This window comes from Hyphomonas sp. J20-32 (assembly GCF_055808555.1).
In genome coordinates this window covers 2,773,156-2,797,103 of record NZ_CM147873.1, presented here as the reverse complement: position 1 = coordinate 2,797,103, position 23,948 = coordinate 2,773,156, and the positions used below count along the sequence as shown (strand labels likewise).

At 60.6% G+C, this 23,948-nt stretch carries 23 protein-coding genes, 1 tRNA gene and 1 pseudogene; 4 read left to right on the top strand and 21 right to left on the bottom strand.

What is annotated here, in order from left to right; all coding sequences use genetic code 11:
* Positions 1 to 51 precede the first annotated feature (51 nt).
* Together AC0L7I_RS13570 and AC0L7I_RS13565 are read left to right on the top strand one after the other, a co-directional pair.
* Positions 52 to 894, top strand: a complete 843-nt coding sequence (locus tag AC0L7I_RS13570; protein WP_473396955.1) for a sulfite exporter TauE/SafE family protein — start codon at positions 52 to 54, stop codon at positions 892 to 894.
* A gap of 73 nt (positions 895 to 967) precedes the next feature.
* The gene (locus AC0L7I_RS13565) at positions 968 to 2,122 is read left to right on the top strand and encodes a pyridoxal phosphate-dependent aminotransferase (protein ID WP_473396954.1); all 1,155 of its coding nucleotides are present in this window, start codon (positions 968 to 970) and stop codon (positions 2,120 to 2,122) included.
* Positions 2,123 to 2,212: 90 nt separating this feature from the next.
* Here the strand turns inward: AC0L7I_RS13565 and AC0L7I_RS13560 are convergent.
* The 17 genes and pseudogenes from AC0L7I_RS13560 to AC0L7I_RS13480 all read right to left on the bottom strand — a co-directional run bounded on the left by AC0L7I_RS13560 (position 2,213) and on the right by AC0L7I_RS13480 (position 18,407).
* A tRNA-Arg gene (locus tag AC0L7I_RS13560) sits at positions 2,213 to 2,289 on the bottom strand.
* Between the two features lie 16 nt (positions 2,290 to 2,305).
* Positions 2,306 to 2,614: an ETC complex I subunit gene (locus AC0L7I_RS13555; protein ID WP_473396953.1), complete on the bottom strand. Its 309-nt coding sequence runs from the start codon at positions 2,612 to 2,614 to the stop codon at positions 2,306 to 2,308.
* A 426-nt stretch (positions 2,615 to 3,040) separates the two neighbouring features.
* Positions 3,041 to 4,588, bottom strand: a complete 1,548-nt coding sequence (locus AC0L7I_RS13550; RefSeq protein ID WP_473396951.1) for a Fic family protein — start codon at positions 4,586 to 4,588, stop codon at positions 3,041 to 3,043.
* A 415-nt stretch (positions 4,589 to 5,003) separates the two neighbouring features.
* Positions 5,004 to 5,252 carry a hypothetical protein gene (locus tag AC0L7I_RS13545; RefSeq protein ID WP_473396950.1) on the bottom strand — a complete coding sequence of 83 codons (249 nt, stop codon included), beginning with the start codon at positions 5,250 to 5,252 and terminating at the stop codon, positions 5,004 to 5,006.
* A gap of 43 nt (positions 5,253 to 5,295) precedes the next feature.
* Positions 5,296 to 5,514: a DUF2274 domain-containing protein gene (locus tag AC0L7I_RS13540; RefSeq protein WP_473396949.1), complete on the bottom strand. Its 219-nt coding sequence runs from the start codon at positions 5,512 to 5,514 to the stop codon at positions 5,296 to 5,298.
* Entirely contained in the window at positions 5,511 to 6,710 is a 1,200-nt protein-coding gene (locus tag AC0L7I_RS13535) for a TraB/TrbI/VirB10 family type IV secretion system protein (RefSeq protein WP_473396947.1), read from the bottom strand. The genes AC0L7I_RS13540 and AC0L7I_RS13535 overlap by 4 nt, the downstream gene beginning before the upstream one ends.
* A gap of 56 nt (positions 6,711 to 6,766) precedes the next feature.
* Positions 6,767 to 7,795: a P-type conjugative transfer protein TrbG gene (gene trbG / locus AC0L7I_RS13530; protein WP_473396946.1), complete on the bottom strand. Its 1,029-nt coding sequence runs from the start codon at positions 7,793 to 7,795 to the stop codon at positions 6,767 to 6,769.
* 12 nt (positions 7,796 to 7,807) lie between these two features.
* A complete protein-coding gene (gene trbF / locus AC0L7I_RS13525) occupies positions 7,808 to 8,491 on the bottom strand; it encodes a conjugal transfer protein TrbF (protein WP_473396945.1) in 684 nt (227 codons plus the stop codon).
* 3 nt (positions 8,492 to 8,494) lie between these two features.
* Positions 8,495 to 9,820, bottom strand: a complete 1,326-nt coding sequence (gene trbL / locus AC0L7I_RS13520) for a P-type conjugative transfer protein TrbL (RefSeq protein WP_473396944.1) — start codon at positions 9,818 to 9,820, stop codon at positions 8,495 to 8,497.
* 4 nt (positions 9,821 to 9,824) lie between these two features.
* A complete protein-coding gene (gene trbJ, locus AC0L7I_RS13515) occupies positions 9,825 to 10,550 on the bottom strand; it encodes a P-type conjugative transfer protein TrbJ (RefSeq protein ID WP_473396943.1) in 726 nt (241 codons plus the stop codon).
* Positions 10,535 to 12,964 (bottom strand): annotated as a pseudogene (gene trbE, locus AC0L7I_RS13510) (conjugal transfer protein TrbE). Before trbE ends, trbJ begins: the two are co-directional and overlap by 16 nt.
* Positions 12,958 to 13,230, bottom strand: a complete 273-nt coding sequence (locus AC0L7I_RS13505) for a VirB3 family type IV secretion system protein (RefSeq protein WP_473396942.1) — start codon at positions 13,228 to 13,230, stop codon at positions 12,958 to 12,960. The pseudogene trbE and the gene AC0L7I_RS13505 overlap by 7 nt, the downstream one beginning before the upstream one ends.
* Complete coding sequence (locus tag AC0L7I_RS13500) at positions 13,230 to 13,541, bottom strand: TrbC/VirB2 family type IV secretion system protein (protein WP_347448050.1); 312 nt, start codon at positions 13,539 to 13,541, stop codon at positions 13,230 to 13,232. Before AC0L7I_RS13500 ends, AC0L7I_RS13505 begins: the two co-directional genes overlap by 1 nt.
* Positions 13,538 to 14,560 (bottom strand): P-type conjugative transfer ATPase TrbB, encoded by a 1,023-nt coding sequence (trbB, locus tag AC0L7I_RS13495; RefSeq protein WP_473396941.1) that lies wholly within the window; start codon positions 14,558 to 14,560, stop codon positions 13,538 to 13,540. The genes AC0L7I_RS13500 and trbB overlap by 4 nt, the downstream gene beginning before the upstream one ends.
* Complete coding sequence (locus AC0L7I_RS13490; protein ID WP_473396940.1) at positions 14,553 to 15,014, bottom strand: CopG family transcriptional regulator; 462 nt, start codon at positions 15,012 to 15,014, stop codon at positions 14,553 to 14,555. Before AC0L7I_RS13490 ends, trbB begins: the two co-directional genes overlap by 8 nt.
* On the bottom strand, positions 15,011 to 17,074 hold the full coding sequence (gene traG / locus AC0L7I_RS13485) for an IncP-type conjugal transfer protein TraG (protein ID WP_473396939.1): 2,064 nt from the start codon (positions 17,072 to 17,074) through the stop codon (positions 15,011 to 15,013). The genes AC0L7I_RS13490 and traG overlap by 4 nt, the downstream gene beginning before the upstream one ends.
* A gap of 280 nt (positions 17,075 to 17,354) precedes the next feature.
* On the bottom strand, positions 17,355 to 18,407 hold the full coding sequence (locus AC0L7I_RS13480) for a hypothetical protein (RefSeq protein ID WP_473396938.1): 1,053 nt from the start codon (positions 18,405 to 18,407) through the stop codon (positions 17,355 to 17,357).
* A gap of 78 nt (positions 18,408 to 18,485) precedes the next feature.
* Between AC0L7I_RS13480 and AC0L7I_RS13475 the strand changes: the two genes are divergently transcribed.
* On the top strand, positions 18,486 to 19,379 hold the full coding sequence (locus AC0L7I_RS13475) for a hypothetical protein (protein ID WP_473396937.1): 894 nt from the start codon (positions 18,486 to 18,488) through the stop codon (positions 19,377 to 19,379).
* Positions 19,360 to 20,013 carry a hypothetical protein gene (locus AC0L7I_RS13470; protein ID WP_473396936.1) on the top strand — a complete coding sequence of 218 codons (654 nt, stop codon included), beginning with the start codon at positions 19,360 to 19,362 and terminating at the stop codon, positions 20,011 to 20,013. The genes AC0L7I_RS13475 and AC0L7I_RS13470 overlap by 20 nt, the downstream gene beginning before the upstream one ends.
* A gap of 43 nt (positions 20,014 to 20,056) precedes the next feature.
* Here AC0L7I_RS13470 and AC0L7I_RS13465 read toward each other — a convergent pair whose 3' ends face one another.
* The 4 genes from AC0L7I_RS13465 to AC0L7I_RS13450 form a co-directional block, all read right to left on the bottom strand.
* Positions 20,057 to 21,961, bottom strand: a complete 1,905-nt coding sequence (locus AC0L7I_RS13465) for a DUF3363 domain-containing protein (RefSeq protein WP_473396935.1) — start codon at positions 21,959 to 21,961, stop codon at positions 20,057 to 20,059.
* Entirely contained in the window at positions 21,958 to 22,734 is a 777-nt protein-coding gene (locus tag AC0L7I_RS13460; RefSeq protein ID WP_473396934.1) for a S26 family signal peptidase, read from the bottom strand. The genes AC0L7I_RS13465 and AC0L7I_RS13460 overlap by 4 nt, the downstream gene beginning before the upstream one ends.
* Positions 22,724 to 22,939 (bottom strand): helix-turn-helix domain-containing protein, encoded by a 216-nt coding sequence (locus AC0L7I_RS13455; RefSeq protein ID WP_473396933.1) that lies wholly within the window; start codon positions 22,937 to 22,939, stop codon positions 22,724 to 22,726. The genes AC0L7I_RS13460 and AC0L7I_RS13455 overlap by 11 nt, the downstream gene beginning before the upstream one ends.
* 222 nt (positions 22,940 to 23,161) lie before the next feature.
* Positions 23,162 to 23,485, bottom strand: coding sequence for a DUF736 domain-containing protein (locus AC0L7I_RS13450; protein ID WP_473396932.1), 324 nt, complete (start codon positions 23,483 to 23,485; stop codon positions 23,162 to 23,164).
* Between the last annotated feature and the right edge of the window lie 463 nt (positions 23,486 to 23,948).

The following is a 23,948-nucleotide window of genomic DNA, read 5'->3' as shown; positions in this document are numbered from 1 at the left end:
CCGCTTTCCAAGCTGCTTGTTATCAGCGCCCTCAATAAAATCAGGTTATTCATGTCACTATCTGAACTCGACCTGGCTCATGTGAGCCAGTTGATCGCAGTCTTGCTTGCAGCCGGCATCGTCGCCGGGTTTGTCGCGGGGCTCTTTGGAATAGGCGGCGGCTTTGTAGTCGTTCCTGCCCTCCTGCTCACATTCAGCGTTTTCAATGTCGAAAGCGACATCATCGCCCACCTTGCAATCGGCACCTCACTTGCGACCATCATCGTCACCTCGTCCAGATCGGTCCATGCCCATCACAAACGCGGTGCGGTGGACTTCAAGATCATCCGCGACTGGGCACCCTGGCTCATTGTGGGCGCTGTGCTCGGCATATTCACAGCGCGCTACCTGGATGGCCGGTCATTGAAATGGATTTTCTCGATTGGCGTGTTCCTGATGGGCGTACACTTCATCGCGCCGGTCCTGCAGCCTAAAAAGGCCATTGCCAAGGACATGCCCAGTGGCCCGGCCCTCGCGGGGATAGCCACATTCCTGGGGGGATTTTCGGCGCTGCTCGGAATTGGCGGCGGCACAATAGCCGTGCTTGTAATGACGGCATGCGGTCGACCCATTCACCAGGCCGTCGCAACCGCTGCTGGATTCGGAGTCCTTATCGCCGTGCCCGGAGCAATCGGTTTCGCCGTACTCGGGGGCGGTGTTCCGGCGCTGCCCTTTGGATCGATAGGCTATGTGAACGTGATTGCCGTCCTGGCAATTACTGCTATGTCTTTCCTGACCGCGCCCCTTGGTGCGCGGGCCGCGCACAGTCTCAACGCCGTAGCCCTGAAGCGCGTATTCGGGATTTATCTCGTCGCAACGTCCGCGATCGTTTTGTACAATTCATTCGCTTCCTGAACATGGGAGGCTCGGTCCTTTTCAATCGGGGCCGCAGCCCCATAAACATCCAACCAATGACTGGGGAATAAAAATGGCATTTGATATTTCGAGACGCTGGGTCCTGACGGGAGCTGTTGGCGCATCGGTTGCGTGCGCCGCCGCGTGCACCACATCCGGCACGGCGGCGGCCGAGGCCGCCTTTCCCGCTAACGCGCCGTCGGCAGAGCCGGAATTGCTTGGCCCGCGCGGCGGTGTGGCGCTCTTGTCGCGGAACGAAAATCCGTACGGGCCTGCGCCTTCGGCTCTGAAGATGATTGAATATGCCGGTAAGAAAGGCGCCTATTATCCGGATATTGCCGGCAAGAAACTGGCGTCTATGATCGCAGAACGTCACGGTGTGACGCCTGATATGGTCGCGATCACGACCGGATCAGGCGAGGCGCTTTGTGCTATTGCGCTGATCTACGGCCAGAAGGGGCCGATCGTGGCGCCACGCCTTTTCTGGGACACAACTGCACTCTATGCGGTCAATCTCGGGATGGCCGAGATTGACCGTGTGCCGCTGGCTGCAGACATGAGCATTGACCTGCCGGCGATCGAAGCGAAGGTCACCAGCGAAACCGGGCTCGTTCAATTGTGCAATCCGAACAATCCGACGGGCATGGTACTGGAGCCGGAGATTTTGAAAGCGGCGGTAAGGCGCATGTCCGCCGTCACGACGGTTCTCGTCGATGAGGCCTATATGGAACTTGCCAACGATCCTGAAGGCAACACCTGTATCGGTCTGATCAAGGAAGGCCACGACGTCATCGTCTCGCGCACATTCTCGAAGATATATGGTATGGCTGGCATTCGCGTCGGCTATACGATTTCGTCGCCGGAAACGGCAGCGAAAATCCAGGGCACGTCCATGTCATGGATTTCCGGCGTGGGTCTCGCCGCTGCCATTGGCAGTTATGACGACACGGCTTTCCTCGATTTCTCGAAAGGCAAGATCGTCGAAGCGCGGGAAATGATACTTGCAACGACGGGCGCACTCGGCCTTCAGTCACTGCCGTCGCAGACAAACTTCGTCTACTTCAAGTCCGGAAAGGAGGCGAATGCCGTCCAGCAGGCCATGAAGGAAAAGGGTGTCTACATTCGGGGCCAGTACATGGACTATAGTGAGTGGACCCGCGTCTCGATGGGAAAGATCGAAGATGTTGAACGCTTCTGCAAGGCCTTGCCGGAAGTCGTTTCGGCCTGAGAACCAGTCACGCAATCGAATACAGGGGGCCGGGGTGAACGCTCCGGTCCTTTTCTTGTGCAAATGGGAAATTCCAGGGCAGGGTTCTGATGGTGACCCCTGCAGGACTTGAACCTGCAACCGTCGGATTAGAAGTCCGGTGCTCTATCCAGTTGAGCTAAGGGGCCACGCCAGTGACGCGCCTTAGTGCGTCCAGGGCTGCTTGCGGTCAAACGAGAAATTCTCGCTATACGTTTTCACCAAGCGTTTGCGCTCGCGCGCTTCTTCGACGCGGAACGTCATGCCCTCGCGCTGGGCATATTCGACAGCTTGTTCCTGCGTATCGAATTCAAGGCGGACCTGTCCTGACGTATCGTCTATGCTGGTCCAGCCCATCACCGGGTCGGCGCTGCGGCGGGCGCCCGGTTTCACAAATTCAAGGACCCAGGCCTTCGTGTTGCCACGTCCAGACGTCATCGCGCTCTTGTTGGGTTTGTAGATACGCGCTTCCATCTGCCAGCCCCGTCTCTTCGAGAAAGTTTTTGGTCGGAGCGAGAGGATTCGAACCTCCGACCCTCTGGTCCCAAACCAGATAGATGGTGGTTTTTGTCTCTCGCAAGACCTCTGTAAATTCAATGCATTAAGTGGGTTTGGACCCCTCTTTCTGCGGTGCCCCCAAACGCCAAGCCACCAATAAGCCACCGTCTGAGTTGCAATAAAGAAGGGATAGCGAGGCTTGCGCCTGCCTGCAACTGTTATGGTGTTTTCACTGCTATCGGGAACAGGCTTCAGGTAGTGTGGATCAATGACGCCGTGATCATCACCCATCTGTGGGGAAGTCGAAAACGACCGCCCGCAACCATCCAAGAGGGCGTGAGACTCAACTGTCGCTCGCGTTCGCCCTGGAACCACTGGCGCTTCGCAACCAGTGCAATCAATTCAGATGGGGGAGGGTGGAAAAGCCTCAGCATAGACCGTCTCGGCCCAGACAGCCTCCTCAGGCGTCAGAGCAGCAAACTCATTCTCTCGCGCGCGCTGGGACAAGGTGCCGTTGTTCTGCTTGAGAAAGCGAAACAACAGATCGAGACGGGCATCAGGAAGAGCCAGTCTTTGTTCAATGCGTGTCTTGAACTGGTCATAGCGCTCAAGGAACAGGAGCTCTTCCGGCAAGTCCCTTTCGATCGTCTGGGCGACGCATTCGAACAGGAACTGGACGTGCGGTGTCGCGTCGAAGTAGCGGTAGAAATCAGCCGTCTCATTCAGGACTTCGACATTATGGGTCTCTGTTTCCCGCCACCGAATGAAGGGCAGGATACGTTCTGAATGAGAGCGGAGTGTGTCCCGGTACTCGATGATGCGTGACAGAAACGCACTCGATACAGGAAAGACGAGGCCGGGCGGATTGAATCCTGAGGCGGCGAGTTGATGGTGGATCAGGTATCGATGGATGCGCCCGTTACCGTCTTCGAACGGATGTATATAGACAAAGCCGAATGCAATCAGCGCGGCAGCAACGACCGGATTGAGGCCGGACGCGTCTGTATTTGCAAAATTGAGCAACCCCGCCATGAGCGCCTGCAGGTCTTCAGCCCGAGCGCTGATATGTTCGGGCAGGGGAGAGCCACTGTGGCGATCACGTTCTCCGACAAATCCCCCCTCGGTGCGGTAGCCCATACGCATGAAGCGGGCGTCTGGAATGACGATCCTTTGCAGGCGGCAGAGTTCTTCGTTGCTTAGGCGATGGCGTCCTGCCTGGGCGATGGCCTGTCCCCAGCTATGCAGCCGGTCCTGTGGTGGGTTTTCGCCCTCGATGGCAAAGGACGAGCGGGAGTCGGCGAGCAGCAGGAAGGCAGCCGCCCGGGCAACAAGGTCATTGCCGATTGGCCGGATAATTGCCGCCGCGTCGCCTGCAAGGTCGCGTTCAAGAAATGCTTTGATTGGCGGTGAGAGAGTAACCAGCGGACAATAAGCAGCCGAGCCCGGCAAATTGTTCCGGACCCTGTGGCGCTGCGAATTGGTCCCACGGCACGCAATCTGAATGTCCGGGTTCAGCGCATTTGTGTAACCTACGGCGCCAGCATCAGGCAGGTCGAGCGTGGTGCCGGTCAGCCATTCAAAGAAGAACCAGGCGCGCCTTGCATACTGGCCGTTCGGACTGGCGCGAACCATGTCTTCGACCGGGGCTGCCCCGGTTTTCTGGAAGAGGGCTTTCAGGATCAAAAGGTCCACCGGCTCATAGCGGAGCGCGAAGGTCAGATGTCCTGCAAAACCTGGATCCGGCAGATGGCGCGGAGAATAGAGCTGCCAGCCATCTGCAGTCATCTCTGCAAAGCTTGGCTTTGCTCCACTCAGCATTCGCGGGAGCGGGATATCGAGGTCGAAGGCGTGGATCAGGGCCGCATAGCCGCATAGCCGCACACCTTCCGGAACGTGCCGGTCGCGAAAAACCCTCAAATCGGGCGAAAAATCATAGTTTTCGTCGGGCACGATGAAAAACCTTCAAAAGGGAAATCGGATCTAATCGCATACTTACCGAAAAACACTCACAAAATACGAATAATGATCAAAATATCGAAAATCTGCGAAAAATTATCAAAAAATGAGTGTGGGGGAGGTCGCCGATGCGGTCTTCGAAGGTCAAACCGATACCCATCCTGCCTAAAAACAAGCCTATGGCCTGCTTTTCCGGCGCAAAAAGCAGGTTAAAGTCTGAGGTTACACCTTCGGATGTGAATTGGTGAAATGCTTAGGATCCACTGTAACCCAAATCTGGCTCATCAGCTCTGTGTGGTTAGTCCAGGCGACTGGGCAGAGTTCCTGGACAGCCATTTACCGGCAAATTTAAAAAGTGCCGGTAAAAGCCAAAATGGGCCTCACACCAAAATACCGACAGAAGTTCTAGCTAAAATCTTCCGCTCACCGTCGACGCCTGAACCGTATTGGTGACGACCGCTTCTGCGAATTTCTGACGGATATAGTCCCCAGGATATCTGGGGCGCCCCGCACGAATAGAATAGGGCGGCCATTGACCGCGCACACGACGTTTTTCCAGGCCTGCCACAGTCCACCCCGTCAGCTCTGCGCACTGTTTTGGTGTGAGCCAGCTGGTTTCATTGGTGAAATCGACTTCACTGATCTTGCTTCTTGCCATCGGTCATACTCCACAACTTGAATTCTATACCTTCAATGTCCTGTCAGGATTTCCTGGCGCGCCTGAAACCGCTGTCGCTCGCCAGGAATGTCTCCAGCATCAGCGGCACAAGCGCGGCAGCCGGAACGTCCGCCCCATGAATCTCTGAATGGATCCGGGCATAGTCATCGAGGTCCGAAGCCAACGGTGGATCGACAAGCACGGTCAGCTTCTGCGGTGTCTTGTCTGGCAGCGGCCCGATCTTCAGACTGGTCTTGCTCATTTCTGGTGTCCTCCTTCATAGGGTTTCAGAACGATATCCTTGTTCACGAGCACGCCGAGACGCCAGCCCGGCCGGATCGTGATCGAGGGCTGAACATCGAGATTGCGGCGAACAATTTCCTGGCCGGCTTCGTTGGCGCCGGTCTGGGCCGAGCGGCGAAGGGCACGGGCGATATCGCCCTCATCGTCGGTGCCAAGTTCGGCGCCGACGCCGAGCAGAGTCGAAAGGGCGACGCCCTGCAGCAGCTTCCAGGAGTGATAATCGACTTTGTCTTCGAGGCCGGCATAGCCGCGGGCGTCGACCCCGGCGAGATTGTCGATCCGGATGGAGGAACCGTCCGGCATGACGATCCGGCTCCAGACAAGTAGCGCCCGTGACTGGCCGAACGCGATGACACTGTCATAGCGCCCGATCAGGCGCGCGCCCTGCGGCACGAGCACAGTCTCGCCGGTCACCGTGTCATAGATCGGGCTCGTCACCTGCGCGATGACCTGTCCCGGAAGGTCGGAGTTCACGCCTGTCAGGAGGGTTGCCGGGATGATGGTGCCGGCCATCAGCTGATAGGGCGAAACGGGTGTCTCGAGCCGGTGTGGATTGTAGATCGAGGGATCGGGCTCTTCGACCAGGAAATCGAGTTTTCGTACCTGCCGGTTCGGATCCTCACTGAGCGGCGATCCGAACACCCCTTCGCGAGACGGCGCAAAAGCCGAAAGGTCCGGTAAACTCACCGAAGCAGATGCCGGGGACACAACACTTCCAATAGCATTCGTCGCGCCTGCACCCGATCCCACCTGGAAAAACACCCCGCTCCCGCGCGCCGCATCAGCCAGTGCCGCTTCGCGCGCCCGGAGTTCCGCTTCCAGCGCCGCCAGCTGCTCGCGCATAGGATCTACCTCTGGCGCATCTTCCGCCGGCAGTCCCATACGCCCTTCACGCTGCGCCTTGAGGATCGGTGTGCCGAGGTCCCCCGGAAGCGGTGGCCCGAGAACATCTTCCTTCGGCGGCAGTTCGCCATAAGACTTCGGAAGCGCAGCCAGCCCGTCCGCCTCCGGATTATGACCCGTATTATAGAGTTCGCGCACCGGGCCGCTAGCATCGTCCTTCGGGCCCTGCAGGGCAAACGCCAACGAGCCGAGCACGATCGCGCTGCCGGTGCCGATTAGCACCATCAGCGTCCGTTTGGAGAACCTCTTCACGGGCCGGGGTTTCCCACGGATTTCCAATGGCTGAGGGGCAGGTGGAGCCGCTTCCGTCATGGCTTCGTGCTTCCAAGGTCGTTGCGCGCGATCTTCACGACATCCTGGCGCTTTTCGCCAAGGCGAAGTTCGGCGCGGGCGAACAGGCGGTCGACGACATAATAGTCGCCGGACATGCGGTAGTTCACGAGCTGGGACTTGCCGTCCCGTCCAATGACGAACAGGGCCGGGGCCTCGCCCTGGTCGAGCCGGGCCGGGAACCGGATATAGACCTTGCGCCCATCGTCGAAGACTTGGGTAGGCCGCCAGTGTGGTGCGTCGCCGTCGATGTCGTACCGGAACTTCAGCCGGTCGAGCTGCAGTCCGGCAGGCGACGACGATGCTGTAGCCCGCGCCGTGCCTGAATTCGCCACCCGCGTCACCAATTGCTGGTCTGCATAGCGCCAGGAGACGGCCGCCATATAGGTTTCCTCGAATGCGCGGAGTTCGAGGTGATAGGCGCGCAGGCTCGTCGTGATGATGAGGTTGGTCTTGAGGCCGGCCTGGGTCGGCTTGATCAGGATATGGGCCTGCGCCTCCGCTCCGGTGCCCGAGACCGTGTCCCCCAGGACCCAGCGGACCGTGTCGCCGGCCGAGACGGAGACGAGTTCTTCGCCGGGTTGGAGGACGATGTCGGTCACCTGTTCCGGCGCGCAATAGACCTGGTAGAGCGCGCCGACGGTGTAGGGATAGACCTGAATCGCGTTCAGGTAATTGTCGAGCGAGGGCTCGATGGCCGCCTTGCCGTTTGCCGCTTCGATGGCCTGGTAGGGCTTGAGCGACGGCGCCTCCGTCTTGGTCGGCATGGGCTTAAGCTGGCCGGGTACCGCGCCTGACACAATGGTTGGCGTGTAGGTGCGGTAGACAACCGGTTCCGGCGCGGGTTCTGCATCCGCGATCTCCGTCTCATCCACTTCCGGGGCGAGATAGAGATCTTCGACATAGTCCGGTTCATCGAGGGTGATGTCGGGGCCGCGCGGTGCGGGCAATGTCTCGCAGCCGGCAAGCGCCGAGGAAGCAAGCAGGATCAGGGCAAGGCGTTTCATGAGGAAAAGCTCCTATTGATGGTCTTTTGACCAGTTGAGGCCGTGGACGTAGAGGCCGAGAGGGTTGGCCCTGAGTGCCTCTTCGGTGCGGGGCGGGGCGATGACGATCGAGAATACGCCCGTATGGGTCGACTGGCCGGTCTCAGTCCCATTGCGGTAGGCGGTCTCGCGCCAGCGGACGGTGAAACTGTCATCTGAGGCACGCACGACGCTCGTCACATCGACCGAGACCGAGCGCCTGCCGACCTCCGCAAACGGATCATTGTCTCGGGCATAGTCATTGAGCGTGGCCGCTGCCCGGTCGGTCGCATAAGCATAGGCCTTCAGCCAGTTCTGGCGGACAACGACCGGATCAATCGAAATCGATCGCGTGTTCTTCACGAACTCGGCAAGGTGATAGGCGATCTGTGCATCGGTCGGCTCATAGCGCCCGTCGGCGGGGCCAACGGCCCGCACGGCGCCTTCGCCGGTCAGCTCGACCACATAGGGCGTGACAATGGATTGGGTGGACCGCCAGACAAGCCCGCCGGCCAGCACGAAGGAGAGAGCAAGGCTGCCCAGAGCCGCTAGCCGCCAATTGGCCGCCTGGACGCGGGCCGATCCGATCCTATCGTCCCAAGCCTGCGCCGCGCGCTGGTAGGGTGTCACCGGTTCCGGCGTCTCGCCATAGCGGGTGGAATTGCGCTTCCAGAGCATTGCTTAGTCCTCGTCTTTCCTGAGTTCGATCGATGTGCCGCCACCCGGCCGGTCGCCGTCACGTACCGCCGCGGCCGCCATCATGCCGGCATCGCGGGTGGACTGGTCGCGCCCGATGCGCCGGGCCCAGTCGGGAGATGTATTGTGTCCGCCGGTCGGCGCCGCATTGGGCGCGCCGGTTCCGCCGGTTGCCGCAAAGGCGGCACGGGCGCCTGCCTGATGACGCTCGCCGGGGGATCCGAAGGCGCGCCGGGCAAAGTTGCGGGCCCCGGATGCCGCTGCGCGGACGCCTGCGCCTGCGACGCCACTCATGCCGGCCATGGCAGCCCCTGCGCCCGTCTTGCCGGAGGCGGCCGCATTCAACTGGTAAGCTGTCCGGGCCCCGCCCGTCATGGAGGCCGCCGCGCCGACGGCGCTGCGTGCGCCACCGGCAGCTGCCCCGACGCCCGATTTGGCGAGGCTGCCGCCCGCAACGGTACCGGCGGCAACGCCCGCGGCTGTGCCGATGGCGGCCCCGGCACCCAGCTGAGGGGCACCGGAGACAAGCCCCGTGGCGATGCCGGGCCCGAACAGTCCGAGCGCGAGCATGGCGAGCGAACCGAGGATGACGGATGCGGCCTGTTCGAGCGTCACCTCGTCCGGCTGGAAGGTCGAAGTGATCGAGGAAAAGATCGTCGAGCCGATGCCGACAATGATCGCCAACACCATGAGCTTGATGCCGGAAGCGATGACATTGCCGAGGACCTTCTCGGCAAGGAACGAAGTCTTGTTCCAGAGCGCGAACGGGATCAGCACAAAGCCGGCGAGCGTCGTCAGCTTGAACTCGATGATGGTGACGAAGAGCTGGATCGCAAGGAAGAAGAAGGCGAGTAGCGTAATGATCCAGGCAAGGAACAGGACCGCGATGATGACGAAGTTCTCGAAGAAGGCGAGCGGGCCGGTGAGCTTCTCGATCTCGTCGAGCAGGGGCAGGGCTGCATCGAACCCGGTCGCCGCAACGAAGCCCGGCTTCATGATGTCCTCGGCCGTGATCGTGCCGCCGGTCGCGTTCAGCCCCAGCTGCGCAAAGCTTGTGAACACAATGTCCGACAGGAGCGCGAAATTGCCGAGGATCAGCGCGAAGGCGCCGACATAGAGGACTTTCTTCAGGAACCGGCCGACAATGTCCGTGTCCGGCCCCATGGCCCAGAAGAGGCCCGCCAGCGTGATGTCGATGGCGATGAGCGCGGAGGTCAGGAAGGCGACATCCGGCTGCAGCAGCCCGAACCCGCTGTCGATGTAAGAAGAGAAAGTCGCGACGAACTGGTCGATGACACCGAGGTCTTCCATCGCCCTAATCCCTCGTATAGGCGACGCCGTAGCCGACAAAGCGCTTGTGACGGATGCGGGCCTGTTCCTCGATGGCGGCCCGGCGCGACTCTTCGAGCGCGACCATCCTGTACTGCGCTGCCATCAGCTGCTGCATCTGCATCTGCTGCTCGACGGAGAGCGCGACGAGCTGGTTGCCAGCCTGCGCGACAGACAGGTTCCCCGTTGCGGCCTGGCTCTCGCCCACAAGGTCGGTCAGGGTTTCGCGGGCCTCTGCAATCGAGGTCACGATCCCCGACTGGACCTGGATCGAGGCGCGGAACGCATCGCGGCTGATCCGCCACTGGTTGGCGGCCTCTGCCACGATTTCCTCATTGGTGAGGTCTTCATAGTAGTCCGGGAAGGCTTCGCGGTACTGGCGCTCGGACTGTTCGACCTCGTAGCTGACCTCGCCCGCTTCCCGCATCAACGTGTCGATCCGCTCGAGCAGGCGCTTCAGATGCTCGATAGAGGCATAGTCGAGGCGCTTCAGGTCTTCGGCCTGGTTCATCAGCATCTGCGCTTCATGCTGCAGCTGCTGGATCTGGTTGTTGATCTGCTCCAGCGTATGCGTGGCGGTCAGGATGTTCTGGACGAGATTGGTCGGATCGATCACGACATCGCCGACGCCGAGCAGGGCGTGTGCCGATGGCGCGGCCAGTCCAAACGTAGAGACCGATCCGAGCAGAAGGGCGATCATTCGGCTGCGCATGGCATATCTCCTTCCGCTGCGATGAGGTCCGCCGCCCAGGAAAGCCCGCGGGCTGCAAGCCAGGCCGGCGCAAAGCCCTCCGGACCAACTGAAGCAAGAATTTCAGAGATCAGTTTCTGGTCGGCCTTCGACCCGGCAGCGCAGAAGGCCAGCGCGACCGGTCCGAGGTCGAGATCGAACAGCCGGTTCCCGTCCGGCGTCTGGACATAATAGTCCCGCTTCGGTGTCGCCCGCGCGATCAGTTCGACCTGACGGGCATTCAGCCCGAAGCCTTCATACGCCGCGCGCTGCGAGGGTTCCTCAGCCCGCGCATTGGCAAGGAAGATGCGCGTGGGCGCGCTTTCGATGAGGGAGGGTGCAATGGCGCTCGCCGCAATGTCCGACAGGCTCTGCGTTGCGAACACGACGGACACGTTCTTCTTGCGGAGCGTCTTCAGCCAGTCGCGCAGGCGCCCCGCAAACATCGGATGGTCGAGGAACAGCCAGGCCTCATCCAGGATGAGCATTGTAGGCCTTCCATCGAACTGGGCTTCCAGCTTCGTAAACAGGTACGCCAGCACAGGAGCTGCCAGCCGCTTGTCCTGCATCAGCGCGTCCATCTCGAAGCAGAGTATGTCGCCGGTTTCGAGATTATCCTCATCGGCGTCCAGCAGGGCGCCATAGGGCCCCGCGAGCGTGTAAGGCTCCAGCGCTTGCCGGAGGGCAGGCAGCTGGATGAGGGCGGCGAGACCCGTCAGCGTTCGCTGAGAGACAGGTGCTGCACCAAGGCTCTGCAGCGCCGTCCAGACGGCCTGTTTCACCTCCGGCGTCACGGAGACGCCTTCCTGCTCGATCAGTCCCAACACCCAGGCCTGAGCCGCAGCCAAACCGGCTTCGCTGTCCGCGTCTTTCAGCGGCTGGAAGGCGAGATCGCCGTCGAGGCAGAGATCGTACCAGGTGCCGCCCAGCGCGAGCGTTGCACAGCGCGCCGATGCGCCCTTGTCGAAGATGAAGACCTGCGCTTGCTCATAGCGGCGGAACTGCAGCGCCAGCAGCGAGAGCAGCACCGACTTGCCGGCGCCGGTCGGCCCGACCACCATCATGTGACCGACATCGCCCTGATGGGTGACCAGCCGGAATGGCGTCGCACTGGCAGAGCGCGCAAACAGGAGCGGTGGACCGTCCAGATGCGCATTGCGCTCGGGTCCTGCCCAGCGTGACGACAGCGGCGTCATATGGGAGAGGTTGATCGTGTTCAGCAGCGGCTGGCGGACATTGGCATAGGCCTCTCCCGGCAGCGTGCCGAGCCAGGCTTCGATGGCGTTGACGCTTTCAGCAACGCAGGTGAAGCCGCGCCCGCGGATCACGCGCTCCACGGCGCGGATCTGATCTTCGGCGATCGAAGCATCCGCATGCCGGACCACAATCGCGGTCGTGCAGTAGCCGAAGGCGACATGCCCGGCACCCAGCGCCTGCAGCGCCTCGTCCGCATCGGCCGCCTGATTGTCGGCATCGGTGTTGAGCAGGGTTGGCGGCTCATTGGTGAGGATTTCTCGGAGATAGGAGGTCAGCGACCGGCGCTTCGCAAACCAGTTCCGGACGTAAGTATTGAGCGTCTTTTCGGCATCCGGCTTGTCGAGCGGCAGGAACCTGGTCACCCAGCGATAGGCAAAGCCGAGTTGGTCGAGCTCCGACAGCAGTCCCGGCTCACCTGTTGCCGGGAACCCGTTGATGGTCAGGACCTTCAGTGTATCCTCGCCAAGACGGGGCGAGAGCCCGCCCGTCAGGGAGGTGTCGACCAGAAGCGCATCAAGGCACATCGGTACGGATGGAGCTCGCACAGACTGACGTTCCGTGGAGATACAGGCATGGAGATAGGTGAGCGTCTCATCGTCACTGAGGAATCGCGCCTCCGGCATGAGGTCTGCCATCATGTCGCGAGCCCGCGCCGTCTCGGTTTCAAAATGCACTAGATGCTCGCTCCAGAACGCCGCCGGGGCGTCCGCCGCATCCTCGATAAAGAGCTGTTCGATCCGGGCTGTCCGGTCGGCTGGCGGCATCCAGGTGAGGGTGAGGTAGCAGTCTGTCTCGAAATGCCGTCCCGCTTCCTCAAACGCCGCGCGGCGTTCCTAGTCCACCAGCCAGGCCGCTGGATCGCGCCAGAGGCTTTCGGGATAGGTGACCGATGGCCGTCGGTCGGCTTCAATATGCAGCGCCCAGCCGGATCCGAACCGGCGGAGGAGATTGTTCATCCGCGCGGTGACGGCGACCAGTTCTTCCGCCGTCGAACTTTCGAGGTCTGGACCCCGATAGGCGACGGTGCGCTGAAGGCTGCCATCCTTGTTGAGGACGATGCCGGGCGCGATCAGGCAGGCCCATTTGAGATGGTCGGCAAGCGAAGCTGGGCGGGCGCGGTATTCTCGGAGGTTCAGCATGCGTAGTAGGCTTTCTGCCGGATGTGCCGAATCAGCACCTCGGTAAATTGCGGATCGCGCCTTGCGGCGAAGACGCAGAGGCCCTGAGCCACGATCCAGAAGACGAGGCCCACGACCCAGAGCTGGAGGCCGATGCCAAGCGCGGCCGCCAGCGTGCCGTTGACGATGGTCGCAAGCCTTGGTGCCCCAGCCAGCAGGATCGGCGCGGTGAGCGAGCGATGCACCGGCACGCTGTAGCCGGGCGGGAGGGACGTCGCCTCAGCCATCAGAGCGTCGCTCCGCCGCCGAAGGAGAAGAAGGAGAGGAAGAAGGATGTTGCGGCAAAGGCTATCGACAGGCCGAACACGATCTGCAGCAGTTTCCGCATGCCGCCGCCGCTCTCGCCGAAGGCGAGGCCGAGACCGGTCAGGATGATGACGATGGTCGCTAGGATCTTGGCGACCGGGCCCTCGATGGATTCGAGGATCGATTGCAGCGGGGCTTCCCAGGGCATGCCGGAGCCGGCCGCATGGGCGGGGAAGGCGAGTGTGGCGACCAGCAGAGTGAGGCTGATGCCCTTGACCATATCTCTGTTCATTGGGGAGGTGTCCTTTCAGGCGCGGTTGAGAGAAGCGGTTCAGAAAAGGGAAGGCTCGGCAGGACGAGCTGCAGGTCTGGCTGGACGGGCTGAAGGTCGTAGCCGCCGCGTCCGAGGCCGTTCATGCGCGCGACCGTCTCGACCCGGTGCCGACCGGCACGCCGCGAGATGTAGACGACGCAATCGATCGTCTCGGCGATCAGGTCGTGCGGCACCTGGGCCGAGGCCTCGCCGATCAGTTGTTCGAGCCGGGAAAGTCCGCCAAGGGCAGAGTTCGCATGCAGGGTGGCGATCCCGCCCGGATGGCCGGTATTCCAGGCCTTCAGCATGTCGAGCGCCTCGGCGCCGCGGACTTCGCCGATGATGATCCGGTCGGGGCGGAGGCGCAGGGTCGAGCGGACAAGGTCGGCAAGCGATACGGAGCCCGGTTGCGTGCGCAGTTGAACCGAATCCTCGGCCGCCGAAACAAGCTCGCGCGTATCTTCAAGAATGACGAGCCGGTCGCCGGTCCGGGCAATCTCGGCGAGGATCGCATTGGCAAGTGTCGTCTTGCCGGACCCTGTGCCGCCGACGACGAGAATGTTCTCGCGCTCCAACACTGCCCGGCGCAGGGCCTCGGCATGATGAGCTGCCATGACGCCAGAGGTGACATAGTCATCCAAAGCGATAACCCGTCCCGCCGGCTTGCGGATTGAGAAACACGGTCCCGGCGAAACCGGTGGCAGCACACCTTCGAACCGTTCCCCGCCCATCGGCAGTTCGGCCGAGACAATCGGCGAGGCCGCATCGGCGCGCCGTCCCATATGGCTCGCAACCAGGCGGATAACGCGCTCGGTATCGGCGGGAGAAACCAAACCAAATTCAACGCGCCCGCTCCCGTGCCGCTCGACCCAGAGCTTTCCATCAGGATTAGTCATGATTTCGACCACGGTGGGGTCGTCCAGCGCCGCAACAATCTCGTCTCCGAGCGCTGTCACCAGCATGGCGCGGGTCCGCCCAAGGCTTGCGGCATCACGCATCGGCCCGCTCCCCATTCAAATGCTCAGGATCGCTTTCGAAGCTCGTCGCTTCCGCCGTCACATCCTCGACGGCGTTCTGGAGAATGCGCTGTCCGGAGCGAAGCGCTTCGGCGACCTGGCGGACAAAGAGATCGAACCGGAGGTCGCCTTTGGCGCGCGCCGCCTCGACCTGGTTGGCGGGCACCGGCGGCGTCACCGTCAGGAAATAGTGCACGAAGGTCGCGAGCGTTTCGGCAAGGACGAGATTGTCCCGCTCGATCCGCCCGAACTGCCGTGTCAGCCGGTCGAGCCGGCGATTGATCGCGGCCTCACGCTGGTTGTCGGCTTCGCCGGAGAAATATGCCACCAGCGCTCGGTCGACGATCGCGCTTTCGGAGAGGCCCGGGCGCTTGGCCATGGCTTGCAGGCGGTGATGGGTCTCGGGCGAGATATAGGGCTGGATACGGGGTTTCATTGGCCATTCCCCGTGAGATCGATGCCGGTTGCCTGTTCAAGGCTGTCGGCCTGAACGAGGGCATCGAAGAGGCTCGGCTGTGGCGCGCCGCGTGACCTTGATTGCGACTTGCCGGTCCTTGTGGGCGCAGAGACCTGCGCGCGATCCCTGGCGGCGTCCCGCGTTTTCTGGGGACCAAGGCCCTCACCATCGGGCTCAATCTCCGAGGCTTGCATCAGGCCTTCATGGATCGACCGGACTTGCCGGCCCCAATCATCCGCCTGGGCACCTGGAATACGGGCCGCGAAGTCCGGCGTGTCTTTCAACCGTTCCGTGAAGTTCCCGTCCTCATAGTAGCGGAGCTTCATTGCCCGCACGGGAGGTGAGCCCGCGACAAGGACGAGTTCCTGATCGGCGGGCAGTTGCATCACTTCGCCGGGTGTCAGCAATTGTCGGGCGGTTTCCTGACGGGACACCATCTTGTGCGAGAGCCAGGGTGCCAGCCTGTGACCGGCATAGTTCTTCATCGCCCGCTGTTCGGTCTTCGTGCCGAGCGCATCGGAAATCCGCTTGGCCGTCCGCTCATCATTGGTCGCGAACGCGACCCGCACATGACAATTGTCGAGGATCGCATTCGACGGGCCGTAGGCCTTCTCGATCTGGTTGAGCGACTGCGCGATCAGGAAGGCCTTGAGGCCATAGCCTGCCATATAGGCGAGCGCGCTCTCGAAGAAGTCGAGCCGGCCGAGGGCAGGAAATTCGTCCAGCATGAACAGGACCCGCCGGCGGGCTTTCGGCTCGGCAGCGGACACCTGCGGCGTCAGCAGGCCGCACGCCCCGAGAATTTTTAGGGCCAGCGACCTGCCGCGCGAAAGCACAGTCGGGCGCACGTCGAGATGTTCCGTCAGCCGCCGGCCGACTTGGTTCAGGATGAGGCGCATAAGAGGTTTCGTGCGTGACAGGTCCGATGGCGGCACGACCAGGTAGAGCGACAGCGGTCGATCGTCCGACACCAAATCCTCGATCCGGAAATCGCTCCGGGACGTCACTTCGGCGATCACCGGGTCGCGATAAAGGGACAGGAAGCGTAGTGCCGTTGACAACACGCCGGAGAGTTCGTTCTCGGACTGGTTCATCAGCTCGCGCGCTGTCTCGGCAACAACGGGATGAACCTTCGGTGCCTCGCCCGTGCCGAGATGATTGGTGCGGAGCATGATCGACAGGGTGGTGCGGAACGTTCGGTCAGGATCGGCAAGGAAGCTCGCCACTCTCGCCAGTGTCTTTTCCTGTTCGGCATAAAGGACGTGCAGGATGACGCCGACCAGCAGGGAGTTCGCCTTGTCGACCCAGTGCCCGAGATCGCCGAGCTTGCCCTGCGGGTCCACGAGGATGTCGGCAATGTTCTGGACATCCCGCACTTCGCAGGGACCCTTACGTACTTCCATCAGGGGATTGAAGTGCGCTGACGCGACATCTGTCGGGTCGAACCGCAGGCAATGCGAAAATTCTGCGCGCCAGCCGGAGGTCAGCTGCCAGTTCTCGCCCTTGATGTCGTGCACCAGCACCGAATGCGGCCAGGAGAGAAGCGTCGGGACGACAAGGCCCACACCCTTGCCGGACCGGGTCGGCGCAAAGGCAATGACATGATCGGGACCGTCATGGCGGAGATAGGAACCTTGGGCCTGGCCGAGGAACACGCCGGCTGGTTTCAGCAAGCCGGACTTGCGCAGATCCCGGCCTTCCGCCCAGCGTGCCGAGCCGAAGGTCGAGACCCGCTTGTCCCAACGTGCCCGGAGGATTGATCCCGTCACCGCAATCATGATGGCGGCAACACCGCTCGAACCGGCAATCAGCCCGCCCCGGTCGAACACATCCGGCGCATAGGCATCGAACGAGTACCACCAACCGAAGAAGGCCCACGGCACATAGACCGGCATGTCCAGGATGACGAAGAGCGGCTCGCCCAGACGGGGCGACCAGCCAAGCGACCAGGCCGTCCACTCGGTCGCGCACCAGAGCGCCACCAGAACGACAAGCAAGACGAGGATGATCTGCCAGAAGAGGTTCGTGCCATGTTTCATGACACTGAATCTGACCGATCAGCCCCTCAGTCTCCAGAGAGGGAATTGGGGTGAATTTGTAGGGTATTCTGAATGCTCAGGAACTTGCGGGCAGTGCGAGTGAAGTTACAGGAACAATCGGTAAGGTCAGAAAAATCTCTGATAGAGGCGCTGGCACAACTTTCCCCGATTGGGCTCGGGAATTCGGTTCTCATCGTTCAAACTAATATTATCAACCAGTTTTTGCCTGATGAACGCCGCAAGGAGGTGTGGGTTTCTGGTTTGCAAATCTTTTGCGGTTTTATTCCGTGAGTGTTGGGATTGGCCGGTCGAATATTCGTGTATCGATTGATCGGCGCTTGTGCGTGCTTAGGACGCGAAACCACCAAGTGCGCCCATCATTTTCGGCTCGACACTCAATGGGGCAGTCGGGCTGGCGAAGCCAACTTCGGATGTTTTCCAAATTACCCGGCTGAAAGAACTGCCGGAACTGCACGAGGCCATCCCGCGCTTCGTTCACCTTGCCCATCGCGCGGAGAGCGGCGGAATGCAATTCAGGTAGTTTGCCGGATTCATGGGTGGCCAATACGCCTTCTAGCACGGCTTCTTCAGTGTCTCCGAACCCTTCGAGGAAAAGAATGTTGGAATGCAGTACACTGTCAATTTCGAACTCAGCTCGCACCGCTGTGGCGCCAGTGACCCGCGCGATGTTTTCTATCACTTCACGTGACATGGTCCTGCCGTCTGCAAGTTGAACTTGCTCAAGTCGGGCAACCTGAAGCCAACCGCCGTCTCTGATAGCCTGCCTCATGGCCTTCACGAACGCGGGCACCCGCCTGATTTCGCGGTGTGCCGGTGCGTAGGCTTCCGCGATTTCCAGCAACTCTTGAGCATACTTTACCATGGCAGGGATGCGGCCAGCATTTTCGTAGAAGTATTCCTGAGCGCGTCGTTCGGCAGTTTCGCGGTCGAATATCTTTTTTGCGTCGGCGAACTGGCCCTCGTAGTGCGCCATGGCGCAATCATGCCCGACGAAGTAGATCCATCCATTGCCGCACAAGATCGCGTAGCCATTGTTCTTGAACTTAGGGGCCGGGCCACAAAGATTGCAGGGCACGTAGCAATCCGAAGGATTATCGGGATCCTTGGACAATCTGAGGCGCGCTCCCGGTGAGACGGTTACATCCTTGTGGATGATAACGATTTTCCCGCCCTTAGGTGGTTTCGCATCATGTGCCACACCTAGGAAGTCTTCGGGGTATTCACTCGTCTTGATGTGCTCCGCGAATCCCTGTCTTACCTGCTCTACAGGCACTCCATGCCACGGGCCCGGTTGGGTGATATCAGTTGGCAACGCGTGTGCCTCCGAATCTTTACCACTGGTAAGGATACGGCCTCAGTAGCGGGCCGGAATAATGAAAAATTTGTAACAATGGCATATCTTGTGTCCGGCGGGCGTGAGACCCACTTCCTATGGTGCTTTACGCTGCGGGAGGTCGGTTTGGCGGACTCTGAGGAAATCGAAGATCCTAGTGAGCTGCCCGAGGGGGAGTTGTGGCGTAAGATTGCGCGCGGAGCCCTTCAAGTAGGCGGCGCAATTCCGTTCGCAGGCGGGGTCTTTTCCGCTGCGGCGGGGGCTTGGTCAGAGCGAGATCAAGAACGCATAAATCGCTTCCTTCATGCATACCTTGAGATGCTGCGCGAACAGATCCGCGAGCAGCATCAGACGTTCGCCGAAATCGTTGAGCGCATCGACCTTTCTGATGAAAAGGTCGAGGAGCGAATTAATTCACCAGAGTATCAAGCCTTAATTCGAAAGGCGTTTCGGAACTGGGCGGGCGCCGAGAGTGAGCGCAAGCGTGTGTTGGTGCGTAACATCCTGTCCAATGCGTCCTCCACAGATTTGGCCTCATTCGACGTGCTCAGCTTGTTCTTGGACTGGCTTCACAAGTACTCCGAACTGCATTTCGCCGTCATGGCCGACATTGCCAATCACGCGGGAAGTACAAGGGGGGAGATATGGGCTCGTATTGGCAAGGGACGAGCACGTGAGGATTCCGCTGATGCTGATCTTTTCAAGCTGTTCTTCCTCGATTTGACTACCGGCTACGTCATTCGTCAGCACCGAGACGTGGATGCGTCGGGCAATTTCATCCCGAAAGCGCGAAAGAAGCCCGTGAAGGGAAGCGGGCGTCAATTCGTGTCAGCATTCGATGATGAGCAGGAATATGAGCTGACGGCACTCGGACGTCAGTTCGTACACTACGCAATGACCGAGGTGCCGGTGAAGATTAGCTATACACGGGATGATGACGATGAGGATTAGTAGAACGAGCGACCAAGAGCACCTTTTCTCGCAGTACGATTGGCACGACATCGTCCGGGCGAACGAGGAGGCCATTAAAAAGCATGCGGTGAACAAAACGCTTGGCGATTTCGATGCGTCCATAGATGCGCTCGCCGAAGAACTGGCGCAGGATTTTACGCCTGAACCACCCGTGTTGCTGATTGACGAGATTTCCGTAGAGCAGAAAGAAGTGCAGGTTGAGCGCGCGCGTGATGGATATAGCCGTCGTGATCCGTTCTTCAGCGGTCAACCTGATACCATAACAAGGAACGCCGTCGAAGTGACCGTCCCGGTAGACGGGGACACCGCGATGCTGCGAATTCGTCCTCCAAAATACAACATGAGCCCTCCTCGCGCTAAGATCAGCCGGAATTCACTTTCTTTCATCGTTATTCTTGATGCGGAGGACCCTAAGGAGATCAGGTCGCGCATTGAGCAGAGGGTAGCCGATATCGAAGAATTCTTGAATTGGCAAAGGGAAGCAGCGGGAGATTTGCCACAGCGAATGATCTCGCTGGCAAAGCGCGAGTTGGAGTATCGTCACGCGAGTCTCGGATCAGCGAACAATGTTGTAAACAGCCTCGGGTTCAAGGTTAAAGGGTCCGAAGATTAGCGTCCGGTTCGGGTGACATATCCGCGGTGTTGCTGGATTGGACTTAATCCACCATCCCGATCCCACGCCCCAACGACCAAGAAATCCTCCCCCCGCGAACGACGCCAGACACTGCCATCCCGCGCCTTTGTTCCAGCACCTGCCACCAAGGCACAATCGTAAAATCCCGCTGCCGCTCGACGACCGCAAATTTCCCGCTCACGCGCGAAACCGGCTCGCGGTAGGTGCCGTCCACATGGCCCCGATCCGGCGCTGGTGAATACGGCTTTCCAATCTCTTCACTCAGCGTCCGTCCAGCCTGCATCAGGTCGCGCTTCAACAGATCGGATTTCTGTGCTGCGGATAGATCTGCGCCTGCCTCTATCTTCATCCCAATCCCCACCAGAAACGCACGCCGCTTCACCTGCGCCTCTGCGACCTCCTGGCCAAACCCAAGCGGCACGCCGGATGCGGAAGACGCCTCGTCCAGCCAGGTGACGCCGAGCGCCGTTTCCTGATCCTTCAGCCCAAGCTCAGATCGCACGAGCAATTGCGCCGACCTGAACCGTGCTTGTGTCCGCTCATAGTCCTTCGCGCGATCCAGATAGTCCGGTGGGATTTTCCAGTCCGCCTCCGCCGTCCGTTCGACGTGACCGGCGCGCCTCAAGGCTTCCAGTCTCCTCACATGCGCCGCGACAAATTCAGGCCCCGAGCGCGGGTCATCGGCCTGGTGCAGGCTCGCCGAATAGGTCCCGCTATTCGCGCGTGCGATCCGGTCGATCGTGATGTCCGAAGGTTTCGGCTCAAGATTTGGCGGCGATACGGTGACGATCGCGTCGCGCTTCAGTTCCTCGACTTCGCCGGCAACACCCAGTTCGACAAAGACAGCGCGGCCATCAAGGCTGTCGATAATGGCATACGCCCGGTCATGTGCTTCGCCTGTAAGGCCCGTCTGCAAGACCGCACCTGTCACGCTCCGCCCGTCAGGATCGGACTTATCGAAGATCGCATCTGCATCGAGCCGCCGGTCTCCGCGTCCGGCGAGGGCGCGGTTCATCGTCTTGATGATGTCATGGCGCTCGGACAGGTCTCGCAGGACGTCCCGAAAATTCTCCCGCATCTGCCAGCGTCCGGCGCCAAGTTTCTGGGCAAGCCCAAGCCGTTCGAGTGTCCGCAGCCGGGCGGCATGAAGGGTGCGATAGTGTGGGGGGCTGTCCTTCAGCCGGAACTCCCCCTCAGGATCGATCTGCCGGGCGATGAAATGATCGACCCGCGTCAGCCGTTCGGCGGCAACTTCGGCGTTGAGTTTTCTATCCTGTTCAAGGCGGGTTTCCGGACCAAGTTCCAGCGTGACCAAATCCTCCGCACGTTCGCGGATTCCGTGCGAGATATACGCCCGTGGCATGACGAGGTCTGAGGCGTCGTCTCGGCGTCCCCGGATCACCAGATGGGCATGCGGCCGACCCGTATCATGGTGCACCGCGCCGACCCATTCTAGCCGCGTGTCGAGATCAGTTTCCATCTGCGAGACGAGATCGCGGACGAAGGGCTTGAGGTCGGCCATCTCAGTGCCATCCTCGGGCGAGACGATGAACCGGAAATGATGCCGGTCGTCTGCGATGGACTTGGTGAGATCGGAAACGCCTGCATCCTCGCTCATCGCGTCGAAGAGTTTGCCGCGATCCTTCTCCTCAAGCGCGGCGTCCCGGCGGATGTATCCGATATGCGCGGCAAGGGCCGCTGCACTCGATGCCGACATGCGCACGATGCGCGCCTTGACGATGACGCGCCGTTGTCCGCTGCGCGGGGCAGGACGCGGCCGGGCGGACAGGGTGGTGCGGCGGACACCGCCGGCGGAGGACAGGGCTTTCGTCATCCGCGAGAGGTAAGTCTTTGCACGCCCCCCTGATCCGGCGGAGCGAATCCTGCCAGGTCTCGGCGTGAACGGATTGTCGGGCGGCGTGCTCATTCCGGCTGCTCCGGCGGGAAACAGGCCAGTGCTTTGGAATGGAGCCATCCGATCCTGTTGTGGTCATTGATGGGTCGCTCAGGCCACGGAGCCACATCTTCAGCGATAGAGCCATAAAAATCGATGTGCAGACAAGGCGATGACCCCTCATTGGCTCCATGAGCTTTTATCTTGCATTCAAAAGCGTCTTCCTCCCGCATCTGATTTCCGGTTTTCGATATCAAAACAGGGCGTCCGACCGAGGCAGCCCGACCTAGAACATTAGACTTAGGGACGGCACCAAAATACCGCCCGTCAAAAGAATCCGGTGTGCGGTATGAGAGCAGCAGGACTTCGTCCGCTTGCAGACGCCGGCATGTTTTCCAGGGTGAGGGCAGGGAGCGCCCTGATTTATCGGCCGGCAACACCTGTACCGTCGGCACCCGATTGATTTCCAGTACGCTCTCGCTTTGACAAACAGTGTCGCCCTCGAGCGCCACGACGGTCTTGATGACAGGGATTCCAGTCGGCAGATATCCGCGCTGTGCCGCGAGTTTCGAAGCATCTGTGGGCAGGTTTGCGACGACCAGATCGCCACGCGAAATCTCGCTGACAGCTTCAATCCGATACCATCCGAGGGGCGCACTTTCGCTCGGATTGTAGAGCAGGATCGGCGGCAAAATTCCGGTCGCTGAGATCGCGATCAATGCCACTCCGACTGCCGAAAACGCGCTCCAAATTGCTGTCTGAAACCTACGTCTAGCACGCCTCTTCCGAACGAAATCACGACCCATGGCGAGGCTTTCGGGACTTGTTCCAGACGGTCGAGAAATCGTTCAGATCATCGATATGGTAGACGACCGTGCCGCCATGCTTGCGGTATTCCGGTCCATCATCCGACCAGCGCCAATTCTCCATCGTGCGCACAGAAATTCGCAGATAATTCGCTGCTTCCTTCGTCGTCAGAAACGGGCTCTGTTGCTTCATCGGTTCGGTCATCGCGTCACTCCCGCTGCAACACGATGAAACAAAAGGAAAAAATTAATTGGGAGTGCCGAAGTGACCGGACATTCTATGACACCCCTCTGGTAACCATAATTTCTTGTGTCCCGCTGCGCGCTGCAGCGGGTCCATTTCCCCGGCTGATTTTGGAGTTTCGTGGCAAGAAAAAGCCGCCCCGGAGGCTTGCTCCGGCGCGGCTCGATGAGGGGACTGGAACCTTCAGTCCTTCGGGTTCCAGAGGATCACGTGGCGTCCTTTTTTGCCTTTGACCGGGGCGAGGTTCGCATAGATTCGGCGGGGACCGATCTGCGGGTCGGCTAGGGTCAAAGAGACATATTCGCGTCCCGAAGATTTCGCCTTGCGCATCCAGCCGCCGCCGATTTCGGTCGAGGTCTCTCCGGCGAAGATCCGGTAGTCCGGCTGGCCTTCTGCGGCTTTCTCGCCATTCTTCTCGATGCGGATGGCCGCATTGAGGTTCATCATTGCGAGGGTGCCTTCGAAGCCGGCCTTGGTCTCGCTGACATATCCGAGTGCGTTTGCCATTGGGGTTCTCCTTTTCGTTCCTTTGGCTTCTTGTCTCCGGGAACCCCTTGTCCCCGTCGACGCCGGACCGTGAGGACGCACTGAGCCGGGCCTGAACCGCATGCGGGCGCAACGCAGTGGAGCACCGGACGGGCGGAGAATTTTGTCTGGCGGTGAATGCGCGTAGCGCAGAGGAAAATTCTTCGTCTGTCCGGTTTCAGGGCCGGGTCAGCGCGTCCAGGTCATACGGCAAGAGACGGGAACAAAGGGTCCGCAGAGCGCTGCCGATGGAAGGGAGAAACCCACTTCGGTGGGCGCTTTGATGTGTTCCGCGAGGCCTTGAGGCGGGCGATTTTTGTACAGGCATTCTGCAGCGATGAACCGCAATTGCACGGCCGTCTGCATCGCTGAACTCGAATGCGAAAAACCGCCCGATGCCAGGCACCGGGCGGCTCGCACTCTGCCGGAGGGGAGGAGACAAACC

Excerpts from the sequence above, each read along its gene's own strand:
- AC0L7I_RS13470 (WP_473396936.1), top strand. The coding sequence starts at position 19,360 with ATGATGACGATGAGGATTAGTAGAACGAGCGACCAAGAGCACCTTTTC.
- AC0L7I_RS13465 (WP_473396935.1), bottom strand. The coding sequence starts at position 21,961 with ATGAGCACGCCGCCCGACAATCCGTTCACGCCGAGACCTGGCAGGATT.
- trbL (WP_473396944.1), bottom strand. The coding sequence starts at position 9,820 with ATGGAAGACCTCGGTGTCATCGACCAGTTCGTCGCGACTTTCTCTTCT.
- AC0L7I_RS13540 (WP_473396949.1), bottom strand. The coding sequence starts at position 5,514 with ATGAGCAAGACCAGTCTGAAGATCGGGCCGCTGCCAGACAAGACACCG.
- AC0L7I_RS13450 (WP_473396932.1), bottom strand. The coding sequence starts at position 23,485 with ATGGCAAACGCACTCGGATATGTCAGCGAGACCAAGGCCGGCTTCGAA.
- AC0L7I_RS13455 (WP_473396933.1), bottom strand. The coding sequence starts at position 22,939 with ATGACCGAACCGATGAAGCAACAGAGCCCGTTTCTGACGACGAAGGAA.
- AC0L7I_RS13570 (WP_473396955.1), top strand. The coding sequence starts at position 52 with ATGTCACTATCTGAACTCGACCTGGCTCATGTGAGCCAGTTGATCGCA.
- AC0L7I_RS13460 (WP_473396934.1), bottom strand. The coding sequence starts at position 22,734 with ATGGGTCGTGATTTCGTTCGGAAGAGGCGTGCTAGACGTAGGTTTCAG.
- trbB (WP_473396941.1), bottom strand. The coding sequence starts at position 14,560 with ATGCGTGATGCCGCAAGCCTTGGGCGGACCCGCGCCATGCTGGTGACA.
- AC0L7I_RS13565 (WP_473396954.1), top strand. The coding sequence starts at position 968 with ATGGCATTTGATATTTCGAGACGCTGGGTCCTGACGGGAGCTGTTGGC.
- trbJ (WP_473396943.1), bottom strand. The coding sequence starts at position 10,550 with ATGCGCAGCCGAATGATCGCCCTTCTGCTCGGATCGGTCTCTACGTTT.
- AC0L7I_RS13500 (WP_347448050.1), bottom strand. The coding sequence starts at position 13,541 with ATGAACAGAGATATGGTCAAGGGCATCAGCCTCACTCTGCTGGTCGCC.
- AC0L7I_RS13505 (WP_473396942.1), bottom strand. The coding sequence starts at position 13,230 with ATGGCTGAGGCGACGTCCCTCCCGCCCGGCTACAGCGTGCCGGTGCAT.
- trbG (WP_473396946.1), bottom strand. The coding sequence starts at position 7,795 with ATGAAACGCCTTGCCCTGATCCTGCTTGCTTCCTCGGCGCTTGCCGGC.
- AC0L7I_RS13545 (WP_473396950.1), bottom strand. The coding sequence starts at position 5,252 with ATGGCAAGAAGCAAGATCAGTGAAGTCGATTTCACCAATGAAACCAGC.
- trbF (WP_473396945.1), bottom strand. The coding sequence starts at position 8,491 with ATGCTCTGGAAGCGCAATTCCACCCGCTATGGCGAGACGCCGGAACCG.
- AC0L7I_RS13555 (WP_473396953.1), bottom strand. The coding sequence starts at position 2,614 with ATGGAAGCGCGTATCTACAAACCCAACAAGAGCGCGATGACGTCTGGA.
- AC0L7I_RS13475 (WP_473396937.1), top strand. The coding sequence starts at position 18,486 with ATGGCATATCTTGTGTCCGGCGGGCGTGAGACCCACTTCCTATGGTGC.
- traG (WP_473396939.1), bottom strand. The coding sequence starts at position 17,074 with ATGAAACATGGCACGAACCTCTTCTGGCAGATCATCCTCGTCTTGCTT.
- AC0L7I_RS13490 (WP_473396940.1), bottom strand. The coding sequence starts at position 15,014 with ATGAAACCCCGTATCCAGCCCTATATCTCGCCCGAGACCCATCACCGC.